Source organism: Rhodococcus sp. CX (assembly GCF_015865005.1).
Classification (GTDB): Bacteria; Actinomycetota; Actinomycetes; order Mycobacteriales; family Mycobacteriaceae; genus Rhodococcus.
The window spans coordinates 13,490-25,943 of record NZ_JADZGH010000270.1 but is presented as its reverse complement, the minus strand read 5'-3'; the positions used below and the strand labels follow the sequence as shown (position 1 = coordinate 25,943).

Sequence of the window (12,454 nt, the reverse complement as noted above, 5' to 3'; positions counted from 1 at the left end):
GTACTTCCATTCTTTAAATGCAGTTCCGTAACGAACAAGGGGAGGTGGCGCAGTGGAAGAGCCGTCCACAGCGGTGCTCGGTGCCCGCACCGGCGACTGGCGGTCCCGGCTGTCTGCACTGCTCGACGACTATCGGAAGCGTCCACGGCCGGCCACGTCGAGCGATCGCTTCGCCGCGGCGATCGCGTGGCAGTCCGAACTGGTCGATGCGGGTCTGGCGGCTCCGGGCTGGCCTGCTGCGGTCGGTGGGATGGAACTCTCGCTCGACGACCAGCTCGACTACTACCGCATGGTGTCGGCAGCGGGGGCGCCGAAGCATCCCTGTGCGATGTCGTTCATCGTCGCCCCCACCATCATCGTCCACGGGACACAGGAGCAGAAGGATCGCTTCCTCGAACCCCTGCTGCGGGCCGACGAATTCTGGTGTCAGGGGTTCTCGGAACCAGGAGCGGGCAGTGATCTGGCATCTCTGTCGACCCGCGCCGTCCGCGACGGCGACATCTATCGCGTGACAGGCCAGAAGATCTGGACAACGAAAGCCGACAAGGCGGACTGGATCTTCGCGCTTGTTCGGACCGGTCCTGCAGGCCGGGGAACAGCCGGCATCACATATCTGCTGATTCCCATGGATTCACCGGGTATCGAGATTCGCCCGTTGCGTGACGCCGCGGGCGGGTACCACTTCGCCGAAGTGTTCTTCGACGATGTCGAGGTTCCGATCACCAACCGGCTCGGTGCGGAGGGTGAGGGTTGGTCCATCATGCGGACGTCTCTCGGGCATGAACGCGCCACCGCGTTCCTGGCCGACGAGTTCCGCTACCGCAGCACTGTCGACAAGGTCGTCCGGCTGGCCGTCGACCGCGGGTACGCCGACGACCCACTTGTCCGCCAAGAGATCGCCCGGATCGAAACGTCGGTTCGGAGTATCACGGCGAACAGTGCCAGAGCGCTCGAGGCCGTGCTGCGAGGTGAGGACCCGGGCGGTGTCGCCTCCGTGAACCGCCTCGTCAAATCTGAATTCGAGCAGCACCTGCACAGGCTCGCGCTGAGGCTGACGGGGAGTGCCGCAGTCCTGGGCGCGCGGTCCGAAGGTGCTGCCGAGAACGGCCGATGGACCTACGGCTATCTGATGTCGCGGGCCGCCACGATCGGAGCGGGCACCGCCGAGATCCAGCGGAACACCATCGCCGAAGGGGTCCTGGGCCTGCCCTCACCCCGATGCGAGGGCAGGCGTGTCCCGACGGTCACACCGGGCAGCCCGCTCGCCCCGCCCGAGGAGGACGAGGCGGCGCTGCGAGAGGTTCTCGCTTCTGTCTTCTCGTCATATGTCGAGACCGAGGGAATCCTCGCTCGGGAGACCTCCCCCGGCGACTACGACATCGGACTCTGGGACGAGTTGGTGAAGTTCGGTCTACCGGGCCTGTCCGCTCCTGAGCGGCTCGGCGGAGGAGCCGCGTCCTTGAGGCTGCTCTGCGCGGCTGTAGAGGAGGCCGGATATCATCTTGCCCCGGTTCCATTGGTGCCGACGCTCATCGCGCTGGAGGTCCTTGTCGCCGCGGGTGCGGACCGCACTGCTGAGGTCGTGGTCAAGGGAGCGACCGCCGCGTTCGTCGCCCCTGTCGACGATGGTGGCTGGGTCCGTGACGGCTTGCCGATCTACGAAGCGGGCCGATTGAACGGCGTCGTCGAGAGGGTGCTCGGTGCTCCGGTCGCCGACGTCCTGATCGTGCTCGCCACGGATGCGACCACCGGTGAACTCGTGCTGGCGACCGTCGAACCGACTGCCGCCTCGATCACCGTGCAGAACTCGATCGACATCACCGCGACAGTGGGTGTCGTCGGCTTGGATGCGACACCGGGGACTGTGGTGGCCGCAGGAACCGCGGTGGTGGACGCGCTCGCCGAGGCCACTCGGGTGGCACAGTTGCTGGTCGCTGCCGATTCGGTCGGCGTCGCGAACCGCGCGCTCGCTCTCGCTGTCGAATGGTCAGGACAACGTGAGCAGTTCGGGCGAGTCATCGGCTCATTCCAAGCCATCTCGCACAGGTGCGGGTACCTCCTGGTCGGTGCAGAGGGCGCACGTGGGCAGGTTCTGGCAGCAGCGGATCGGGACTCCGCCGACCCTGACGCTGTGCTGTGCGCAGAACTTGCCTCGGCCGAGGCGTTGCGCACAGCGGTGCGGTCGAGTGAAGGGTGCATCCAGATTCACGGTGGCATCGGTTTCACCTGGGAGCACACCGCACATCTGTTGTTGCGCAGGGCGATCGCGAACGAAGCCTGGCTCAGCCGACCCGAGGCGATGTGTGATCGGGCGGTCACGGAGTTGTTCCGTCGCGTGACCGCAGCGTAGCCGTGACCACACCGTCGACGTCGGCGCCGCACACCTTCGACGAGTTATGGATGCGTCGCTCGCTGGGCATCTGTGGATACCTCGAAGGCAAACATCTGCTTGACTCTTCCGGCCGCGCGGTGCTGTCCTTGGCCATCCTGGGTGCGCCGCGCGGCGGATCGAGCGCGGAAGAATTGCTCGTCACGTTCGGTGGGACGAAAGGCGAGTTGCTCGACCGCGTCCAGACGGTCCTGTGGACGACCGAGGCGGAATCCGAGCAGGTTCAGACACTCAAGACGCTGCTGTGTGCCGAGTTGATGGCTGCGTGGTCTACGTCATCGGTCCCCCGCTGCTTCATCAGCGGAACCGCAGCAGCCCTTCCTGCATCGTGCTCGCCTTCAGAACTCCCTCCCGGCTGTACAACCGACCTCTGCTGATCCCGCGTCCGCCTCCCATCCAGTACCCGTGCTGTTCGTACAGATGCCATTCGTCCGCGCCAAACGGCTCGTGCAGCCACACCGTGTGATCCAGGCTGGCCAGCTTCAGGCCGGGTGTGTCGATATGCCGGCCGTGTGGCGGGAGAACGGCCGAAAGCAGGAACAGGTCAGAGCAATACGCGAACCCTGCTGCCTGGACGAGGGGTTCGTCGTCGAGGGCTGTGGGCGTCCGGATCCAGGCGCGTTGTCGCGGTGGTAACCGCTCGCCGCGTCGGTTTGCCACGCGCGGATATTCGTCGGGAAACCGGAACTCGACTCCGACGTTGGCGAGTAGGGGGCGAAGCCACTCCGCGTCGCCGAGGTCGGAGGCGCTCAGGCTGTGCTCGAAGCGGGGAAGGTCCTCCGGGGCAGGGCCCGGTGTGGGCCCGGTGTCCTGATGGGCGAGGCCGGACTCGTCGCGGTGGAACGACACGGTCGCCAACATCAGAGTTCGGTCGTTCTGCACCGCACGTACGAGACGGGTGGTGAAACTGCCGCCATCCCGGACACGTTCGACCCGGTAGTCGACTGGGTGGTCCGAACGCCCAGGGTGAATGAAGTGTCCGTGTACCGAATGGGGGCGGTGGTCGTGCTCGACTGTCCGCCCCGCCGCCACCAGCGCCTGCCCGATGGTCTGCCCACCGTAGATACGGCGGGCACTGGTGTGTGACCTGCCGCGAAACACATCCCGGTCGAGTTGCGTGAGCGTGAGGATCTCGGGAACCGGAGGGCGGGTGAGAGTGGTCAGGGACTCAACCGGGGGCGTCACATGCATCGTCAAGCCTCATGACTGGGGTGGAGTGGCGGTTGACTCGGCCGTGGCCGATCGCAGCGCGTGTCGGATCGGCCACGGTGAGTGGCGGGGTCGTGATCAGCGTGGCGCGAATCGCTGCCCGGCGTCGAGTCGTACGGCCTGCCCGTTGAGCATCGGGTTGTCGACGATGGCGAGTGCGAGCTTGGCGAACTCCGCTGGCCGGCCCATCCGCTTGGGGAAGGCCGCATCCTCGACGAGCGGGGCGACCTGCTCGTCGGTGAACTTCGCGGTGGCTCCGGTCGCGAACAGACTCGGCGCGATCGCAAGGACGCGAATACCCTGGGGGCCGAGGTCGCGTGCCATGACCAGCGCCATCGCGGCAATGCCCGCCTTCGCGGCGCTGTAGGCGACCTGACCGATCTGGCCCTCGAAGGCGGCGATCGAGGAGGTGTTCACGATGACGCCGCGCTCCTCGTCCTCCGGCTCGTTCTGCGACATGTGAAACGCTTGCAGGCGATTGAGATTGAACGTCGAGATCAGGTTCAGATTGATGACGTTCTCGAAGCTCTCGAGGTCGTGCGGGCCGTTGCGGCCGAGGGTCTTCTTCACGGTCCCGCCGCCTGCGGTGTTCACGGCGATGTGCAGTGTGCCGAGATCACTGACCGCAGCGGCCAGCGTCTGTTCCGCGCCTTCGTGATCGGTGATGTCGATCGGATGGAAGATCGCGCCGATCTCGGTCGCGACCTCCTTGCCTGCACTGCCGTGACGGTCGAGGATTGCGACATCGGCACCGCCCGCGGCCAGTGCCTCGGCGGTCGCCCGCCCCATGCCCGACGCGCCGCCGACGACGACGGCCTTCTTGCCGGTGATGTTCATTCCACCTGTGTCCTTACGTGAGGATGTTTCGGAGTTAGCCTGAGGGTACTTATAGTACTATCTAAACTATGTGACGCGCGCTACCCTGCAGTGGCAGCCGGTGCGTGATCGTCGACGCGACCGTCACCCTCGGTCGTACCGCTCACCCGCGAATGGAGGAATCGTGATTCTCAAGGTCGGTCAGTCGTTGGCCAGTGCAGTCGACGCCACCACATTGGTCGTGCTCCGCCCTGCAGAGGGCGAAGTGACGCTCACGTGTGGAGGTGTCCCGATGTCCGAGGGGAAGGTGACCTCCGGGGACGGCTCCTCGATCGATCCGGCGCACGTCGGTGGTGCGGTGATGGGGAAGCGCTATGTCGACGAGGCATCGGGTCTGGAGGTGCTGTGCACCAAGGCCGGCCAGGGCAGGCTCGCGCTGGACGGAACTGCGCTGGTCCTCAAGGCGGCCAAGCCGCTGCCCTCCTCGGACTGAGCATTCTCGACCGCGAACGACGAGTGGGAGTCGACGGATGAATATTTCGATGTTGCTGGATATGGCGGTCGACGGCTTCGGCGACCGCGTGGTGATCGGCCCCCGGGAGAGGGGAATCACCGCCTCCCGGTTGAAGGAGCTCGCAGTCGCGGGGGCGGATGTCATCCGGGAATCGGGGGCCGACGCGGTCGTCTACCTCGCAGTGAACGGACCCGCTTTCCCTGTGGCGATGTTCGCGGCTGCGCGGGCAGGTGTGCCGTTGGTGCCGGTCAACTACCGTCTGGGTCGCGAGCAGCTCGATGCGCTCTTGGCAAATCACCCACGCGCGCTGGGAATCGCGGATCCGAATCAGGCCGAGGTGCTCGAGAGCGCAGGCCTGAATGTGTGTAGTCCGGAGCAGTGGCTGCAGCGGCTTTCCGCATCCGGGGTGACCGAAACTAGCGAGGACGAGATTCTCGATGCCGAGGGTGCCGCCGTGGTCATCTACACCTCGGGCACCACCTCCGCGCCGAAGGGGGTGCTGCTCCGGCACGAGAACCTGACCTCGTACGTGTTCGGCTCCGTCGAGTTCGCGAATGCAGAGGAGGCCGACGCCGCCCTGGTGAGCGTGCCGCCGTATCACGTTGCGGCGGTGGCGAATGTCATCACCAACCTCTACGCAGGTCGACGTACCTTGGTGCTCGAACAGTTCACCCCGGAACAGTGGTTGAACACGGTTCGGGATGAGGGCGTCACCAACGCGCTGGTGGTGCCGACGATGCTGGCGCGAATCGTCGATTCAGACGCGGACAAGTCGATTCCGACGTTGCGCGGCCTCGCCTACGGGGGTGCTCCCATGCCCACTCGGGTCATCGAACAGGCGCTGGAGCTGTGGCCGGAGGTCGGCTTCGTCAACGCCTACGGACTGACCGAGACCAGTTCGACTGTCGCAGTTCTCGGACCCGACGAGCATCGGGCGGCAATCGAGTCGGATGAGCCCAGGGCTCGCGCGCGACTCGGTTCGGTAGGGCAGCCCGTCCCGGGTGTGATCATCGAGATCCGAGACGACGACGACGCGGTGCTCGGTCCCGGAGTGGTCGGGCGTATCTGCGTGGCAGGCGACCAGGTCTCGGCGGAGTACGCCGGGATCGGACGCATGGTCGACGAGCGGGGATTCTTCGACACCCGCGACAAGGGATTCCTCGACGGGGAGGGCTTCCTCTTCGTTGGAGGCCGGGTTGACGACACCATCATCCGCGGGGCCGAGAACATCGCTCCTGCCGAGATCGAAGACGTGATCCTCCGCCATCCCGCCGTGCTGGACGTCGCCGTTGTCGGTGTTCCCGACGAGGAGTGGGGACAGCGGATCGAGGCCGTGGTCGTGCTTCGGCCCGGGGGTGAGGTCGACGGCGAGACGTTGCGGTCGTTCGTCAGGGATACCTTGCGCGGCAGTAAGACTCCGGAACGCATCGTTTACTGGGACGCGCTCCCGCGCACGGAGACCGGGAAGCTCGTTCGCCGTCACGTCGTGGAGCGCCTCGTCGAGCACGCAGCGCTCTGATCGGTGCGGGGCGCCCGATGGCACGGATCGCGAGCACTCCAGCGTGTTTACATATCTTACTAAGTTGACTTACTATGGTCGTGGCAACGGTGGATCATCTCGCCGGCCCTGCGGCCGGTTCAGTGGCGCCGACACGGTTCGCGCCCATCGATCACGGAGGTAACCCATGACCACGGCGGAGAAGGCTGGAGCCGACACCGAGATCTACGAGTTTCTCGAGTCCGACATCCAGCGGGCCAGGGATATTGTCGGCATCTACCACGGGGTTACCCAGCGGGAGCAGTTCAGCCGGGCGACACCGGACTTCATTCGGAACTTTGCTCGCTCCTACGGTGACGACAACCCGCTGTTCGTGGATGAGGACTACGCACGGGACACGCGCTGGGGTGGTCAGATCGCCCCGCCGATGTTCAACATCGCGCTGCGCAAGGAACTGCTCACCGACCCCATGCCTCGCGAGCACCGTCGTCCTGCGTTCCGTGGCATCCATGTCTTCGTCTCCGGCAGCACGACCGACTGGTACCGGCCGGTGTACGACGGTGACACCATCTACGCCTTCCATGGCTTCGAGAAGGTCGAACTCAAGGAGTCCGAGTTCGCGGGCCGCTCATTGTTCGTGACCCGCATTCATGTCCAGTTCAATCAGCGTGCCGAGGTCGTTCAGGCCCAGCGTGTACTCACCATCCATACGGAGCGCCACGAGTCGAAGAAGCGCAAGAAGTACGACGCTATCGAGGCGGCGAGCTACACGCCCGAGGACATCGCTGCGATCGACGAGCTCTACGCGGCGGAGAAGCTGCGCGGCGCGGAACCCCGCTACTGGGAGGATGTCGAGGTCGGCGATTCCCTCGGGAACATGGTCAAAGGTCCGCTCACGGCCACAGACATGATGGTCTTCCATTCCGGCGGTTACGGTTTCGCGCCGTACACCCCGTGTTCCGGCCGCCTGGCCTACAAGAACCGGCAGCGGATCGGCGCCTTCTACATTCCCAACGAGCAGGGCGTTCCGGATGTCGCGCAGCGCATCCACTGGGACAGCGAGTACGCACGGTCGATCGGTCTGCCCGCCGCGTACGACTACGGCATGATGCGCGACTGCTGGTTGACGCATTACTTGACCGATTGGATCGGCGATGAGGGCTGGATCGAGTCGATGTCGAGCCAGATGCGCAAGTTCAACTACCTCGGCGATACCCACTACTTTACCGGCAACGTCGTCGGTAAGCGGGTCGAGGGTGACCGATACCTGGTCGACCTGGAGTTCCGTGGCACCAGTCAGCGTGGTGAGGTGACGTGCCCGGCGACGGCGACGGTGTCCCTGCCCAGTCGCGCAGCGGGTCTGGCAGTACTGCCGACCGCTCCCGCCGAATGGGAGCGGATCGCCGCGCAGTTGCTCAAGCGTCATGGTGAGCTGCGCGCGGAGAAGCGTCGCTCCGCGCAGGCCTGAGCGGACAGCTCGCTCGGCCCGACGAACGTGGGTCTGTTCGGGGTGCGGTCCGCGCCACCCCGAACAGACCCGCCCATCGCCGGCGACCGGATGCGCAGCTTGCGGACCGATTGCACGACGACTCGGTAATTTCAGATACGGCGTGCCCGTACTTCCCAGGAGGAACAGTGGACCTGAGCGGTCTGACCACGGTGATCACAGAGCTTGACGACCACGTTCTGACCATCACGCTGAACCGTCCCGATCGAATGAACTCGTTCACCAACGAGATGCGGAGCGAGTTCCGGGCGTTGTGGGCCTACGCGGCCGAAACCGACGACGTGCACGTCGTCGTGCTGCGGGCCAGTGGCGAACGTGCTTTCAGTACCGGCATGGACGTCAAGGAAGGGACATACGTCGCCGAGAACGTCTTCAGCCGTCGTGATCCCGGGTCGGATCTCTCTCCGAAGCAGAACGGCTGCTGGAAGCCGCTGGTCTGCGCAGTACACGGCATGGTCGCCGGTGGCGCCCTCTACTGGATCAACGAGGCGGACATCATCGTTGCCAGCGAGGACGCCCAGTTCTTCGACCCGCACGTCTCCTACGGAATGGTCGCGGCGCTCGAACCGATCGGGCTGGCGCACCGCATCCCGATCGGTGAAGTACTGCGGATGGTCCTTCTCGGGCTCGATGAGCGGATGTCTGCGCAGCGGGCCTACGAGATCGGCCTCGTCAGCGAGATCGTGACCCGTGACCGCCTGTGGGCCCGGGCGCAGGACCTCGCCGCACGCATCGCGTCGAAGCCGCCGGCGGCGATCCAGGGCAGCGTTCGCGCTATCTGGGAGTCGAAGGATTCGACGCGCTCGCAGGCACTGGCGACCGGTATGTCCTACACGTCGTTGGGCAATCCGATCGGCAAGGCGCAGGTCGTCCGTTCCGAAATTCCCACGCGCAAGTACGAGGTCCGGTGAACTTCCGGCAGTGAAGTCGATCGACCGCGGTGTTCAGCTGAAGAGGATCTGAAATGGACTACGGGATGACTGCGGAGCTCGAGGAGTTCCGCAGCGAGGTAAGGGCTTTCGTGGCGGCGAATGCTCCCGATATTGCTCCCAAGGCGGGGGTACGTAGTGCCGAGACCGCAGAGGAACTGGCACTGCTGAAGGCGTGGACGGGCAAGCTGTTCGCCGCCGGTTACGTGGGTGGGTCCTGGCCGGAACGGTTCGGTGGTCGCGGCGACGCGCATTCGGCCGAGCGGGACGTCGTCGTCGGTGAGGAGCTGGCCCGGGCGCGGACGCCGGCGGCTATTCAGGGCGCGGCCAATCTCGTGTCGAATGCGTTGATCGACTTCGGAACCGAGGAGCAGCGAGAGAAGTATCTGCCCGGCATTCGTTCCGGTGAGCTGATCTTCTGTCAGCTCTTCAGTGAGCCGAGTTCGGGCAGCGATCTGGCGTCGTTGCGGACCAAGGCGACACGTACCGACGGTGGTGGCTTCCGGGTCACCGGCCAGAAGGTCTGGACCACGAACGGGCAGTGGGCCGACTATGGTTATCTACTGGCGCGAACGGATCCCGATGCCCCCAAGCATCGCGGCATAAGTGCGTTCATCGTGGACATGCGGCTACCCGGAGTCGACGTGCGGCCGCTGCGTGAGATGACGGGTACGTCGGACTTCAACGAGGTATTTCTGGACGATGTCGAACTCGACTCGGATGCCCTGATCGGTGAGCTGAATCAGGGCTGGTCGATTGCGAACTCCAGTCTCGGGCACGAGCGGAGCGGAGTCGCCACCAACGCGGTTCGGTTGCGGCAGAACGTTGCTGCGCTCGTCGACCTCGCCGGGCGCGTGACGAGGAACGGGCGGCCTGCCATCGAGGACGGCGCCGTCCAGGAGCGTCTCGGTCAGCTGTCCGCTTCGGTCGAGGCGCTGTCCGCCCTCGTCTATGCGAACATCAGTCGATGGTCCCGCAAATCCGAGCGGGTGTTCGACGGTCCGATGGCCAAGTTGATGTTCAGCGAACTGGGAGTCGACATTGCGCGACTGGGTCTCGAACTTTGCGGTGAGGCAGGAATTCTCGTGGAGGGTGACGTCGGCGCGGTTGATCGCGGTCGCTGGCAGGACGAGTTCCTGTACGCCCGTGCCTACACGATTGCGGGTGGGAGTTCCGAGATCATGCGGAACATCGTCGCCGAGCGGGGACTGTCGTTGCCGCGCTGATTCCTTTGCCGAGCCGGCGGGCAGGTCTGGGACCTTCGAAGGGGACTCATGCATGGTGGGTCCCCTTTCGGCCGTTCGACCACGGATAGGGAATTGACCTAGTTAACTATGTGTTCTATCTTGAGTTGAGCGCGTCCGATAGTGCGATCGGATTTGCCGGGCGACGCCGTGTGGGCGGGCCGGGGGCGTGGGTCTTCCTTGTCAGCAGAACCGGAGGCAGTCAATGGCGGGAATCAGGAACGGTTTGAGTGCCCTGTGGCGGGCGCCGGATACCGCGAGGATGATTCAGCAAGATGGTGAATGGTTCACCTGGGGCGATGTCCGGGTCCTCGTCGAGCGTATCGACGAGGTGCTCACCGGCGCCGGATGTGCGGAACGCTCGCGCATCGGGGTCCTGCTGGGTAACCGGGTGGAGTCCATTGCGGCGCTGGTCGCGATTCTGGGCAAGGGGCGCACGATCGTCACCCTGAATCCGATGCAGCCGTCCGCGCGGGTGGCGTCCGATCTGGTGAATTCGCTGCCGCAGGTGGTCCTGGCGCCCGCCAGTATGTGGTCGGAGCCGGAGTTCGCCACGGCTGCAGAGGAATCGGGAGTACTTGGTTTCGCAGTCGATGGATCGGTCGTCGACCAGCGCTGCGGTGGTCCGACCGTGACCATCGAGGCCCCGCGGGACGAGCAGAGCCCGGTGGCCGTGGAGATGTTCACCTCCGGCACCACCGGTCCGCCGAAGCGGGTGCCGCTGACGTGGCGTCAACTCGATGCAGCCATGTCCGCGGTACACAGTCACACCGGTGCGGCCGGTCCGGAGCGGGAGCCGCTCACCGGGCGGGTGTCCCTCGTGGTCCTGGCGCTCGTCCACATCGGTGGCATGTGGGCGGTGCTGCAGGCGTTGGCCGAGGCCCGGCCGTTCGTGCTGCTGCCACGTTTCACCGTGGACGGCTGGGCGGATGCGGTGTCCGAGCACAAGCCGCGCATCGCGAGTCTGCCACCCGCCGCCATGCGTTCGCTGCTGAGCGCAGACGTCCCGGCCGAGAAGCTGGAGAGCCTGCGCGCCGTGACCGCCGGCACTGCCTTCGTCAGCCCGGACATGGCGGATGAATTCATCGGGAAGTACGGCATCCCCGTGCTGATCGTCTACGGCGCCACGGAGTTCTCCGGCGCCGTCGCCGGGTGGACCAAGCCGCTGCACATCGAGTGGTGGTCGCGTAAGCGTGGAAGCGTCGGGCGTCCATTCCCCGGCGTCAGCCTGCGGACGGTCGACGAGAACGGCGAGGTGCTGCCGGTCGGGGAGACGGGCCGCTTGGAGGTGCGGGCCGGCCAGACCGGTGCCGGTGCCGATGGTTGGCTGCGGACGAGCGACCTCGCGCACCTGGATGAGGACGGATTCCTCTACATCGACGGCCGGGCGGACGACGCCATCATCCGCGGCGGCTTCAAGGTTCACCCGGAGGTCGTCTCCGACGCGCTGCGAGCACATCCCTCGGTTCTCGATGCGTGTGTCTACGGCCGGTCTGACGATCGCCTCGGACAGGTTCCGGTGGCTGTCGTCGAGTTCGCCGAGGGAGCACCGGCCGTGTCCGAGGACGAACTCAAGACCTTCGCGCGCGGCCAGCTGACCGCCTACGAGGTACCGGTCTCGATCCACGCGGTCGATGAGCTTCCTCGCGCGGCATCGCTCAAGATCGACCGCCGCCGCCTACTCGACATGGTCGCGGAGCTCGAAGCTGCACGGGTCTGACGCGCCCGGCGACGAAATCCCACGCATACCACCTCCAGAACCATTCACCAGACCCGGGTCGATGCCCGGGATACCAAGGAGCACAGCATGACCGCAGTCATCGTGGAAGCAGTCCGTACCCCGGTCGGCAAGCGCAACGGTGGCCTGTCGACCGTTCACCCGGCCGACCTGTCCGCCGTCGTCCTCAATGCACTGGTCGAGCGCACCGGAATCGATCCCGCGGTCGTCGAGGACGTCATCTGGGGCTGTGTCCAGCAGGTCGGTGACCAGTCCAATGACATCGCCCGCAATGCGTTGCTGGCAGCGGGGTGGCCGGAGACCGTTCCCGGTGTCACGGTCGACCGTCAGTGCGGATCGTCGCAGCAGGCGCTCAACTTCGCCGTCGCCAGTGTGGCGGCCGGACACTACGATGTCGTTGTCGCCGGCGGCGTCGAGTCGATGTCCCGCGTTCCGATGGGGTCGTCGGTGCTGTCCATCTCCTTCGAGGGATCGCCGTACAGCCCGGCATTCATGGAGCGGTACAACGGGATCAAGCCGAACCAGGGCCTCGGAGCCGAGGCGATCGCCGAGAAGTGGGGTCTGACCCGTTCCGATCTCGACAGGTTCTCCGCCCAGTCGCACGAGCGCG

The 12,454-nt window shown here is 65.5% G+C and carries 10 protein-coding genes; 8 read left to right on the top strand and 2 right to left on the bottom strand.

Features of this window, described 5'->3' with window-relative positions; genetic code table 11:
- Positions 1–52 precede the first annotated feature (52 nt).
- Positions 53–2,350 (top strand): acyl-CoA dehydrogenase family protein, encoded by a 2,298-nt coding sequence (locus I0Q12_RS30560; RefSeq protein ID WP_197257674.1) that lies wholly within the window; start codon positions 53–55, stop codon positions 2,348–2,350.
- 336 nt (positions 2,351–2,686) lie between these two features.
- On the opposite strand, the gene I0Q12_RS30555 is transcribed toward I0Q12_RS30560, so the two are convergent.
- Complete coding sequence (locus I0Q12_RS30555; RefSeq protein ID WP_231611759.1) at positions 2,687–3,580, bottom strand: acyl-CoA thioesterase II; 894 nt, start codon at positions 3,578–3,580, stop codon at positions 2,687–2,689.
- Positions 3,581–3,676: 96 nt separating this feature from the next.
- Entirely contained in the window at positions 3,677–4,435 is a 759-nt protein-coding gene (locus I0Q12_RS30550; RefSeq protein ID WP_197257670.1) for an SDR family NAD(P)-dependent oxidoreductase, read from the bottom strand.
- A gap of 271 nt (positions 4,436–4,706) precedes the next feature.
- On the opposite strand from I0Q12_RS30550, the gene I0Q12_RS30545 reads away from it, so the two are divergent.
- The 7 genes from I0Q12_RS30545 to I0Q12_RS34400 all read left to right on the top strand — a co-directional run.
- Positions 4,707–4,907 (top strand): hypothetical protein, encoded by a 201-nt coding sequence (locus I0Q12_RS30545; protein ID WP_231611754.1) that lies wholly within the window; start codon positions 4,707–4,709, stop codon positions 4,905–4,907.
- 37 nt (positions 4,908–4,944) lie between these two features.
- Positions 4,945–6,447 (top strand): class I adenylate-forming enzyme family protein, encoded by a 1,503-nt coding sequence (locus I0Q12_RS30540; protein ID WP_197257666.1) that lies wholly within the window; start codon positions 4,945–4,947, stop codon positions 6,445–6,447.
- A 166-nt stretch (positions 6,448–6,613) separates the two neighbouring features.
- Positions 6,614–7,894, top strand: a complete 1,281-nt coding sequence (locus I0Q12_RS30535) for a MaoC family dehydratase N-terminal domain-containing protein (RefSeq protein WP_197257664.1) — start codon at positions 6,614–6,616, stop codon at positions 7,892–7,894.
- A gap of 167 nt (positions 7,895–8,061) precedes the next feature.
- Positions 8,062–8,844 (top strand): enoyl-CoA hydratase/isomerase family protein, encoded by a 783-nt coding sequence (locus I0Q12_RS30530; RefSeq protein WP_197257662.1) that lies wholly within the window; start codon positions 8,062–8,064, stop codon positions 8,842–8,844.
- 53 nt (positions 8,845–8,897) lie between these two features.
- Positions 8,898–10,088, top strand: coding sequence for an acyl-CoA dehydrogenase family protein (locus I0Q12_RS30525; protein ID WP_197257660.1), 1,191 nt, complete (start codon positions 8,898–8,900; stop codon positions 10,086–10,088).
- Positions 10,089–10,311: 223 nt separating this feature from the next.
- Positions 10,312–11,826 carry a class I adenylate-forming enzyme family protein gene (locus tag I0Q12_RS30520; RefSeq protein ID WP_197257658.1) on the top strand — a complete coding sequence of 505 codons (1,515 nt, stop codon included), beginning with the start codon at positions 10,312–10,314 and terminating at the stop codon, positions 11,824–11,826.
- Between the two features lie 87 nt (positions 11,827–11,913).
- Positions 11,914–12,454: beta-ketoacyl synthase N-terminal-like domain-containing protein (locus I0Q12_RS34400; RefSeq protein WP_269437720.1), on the top strand; the 541-nt coding region annotated here is incomplete at its 3' end.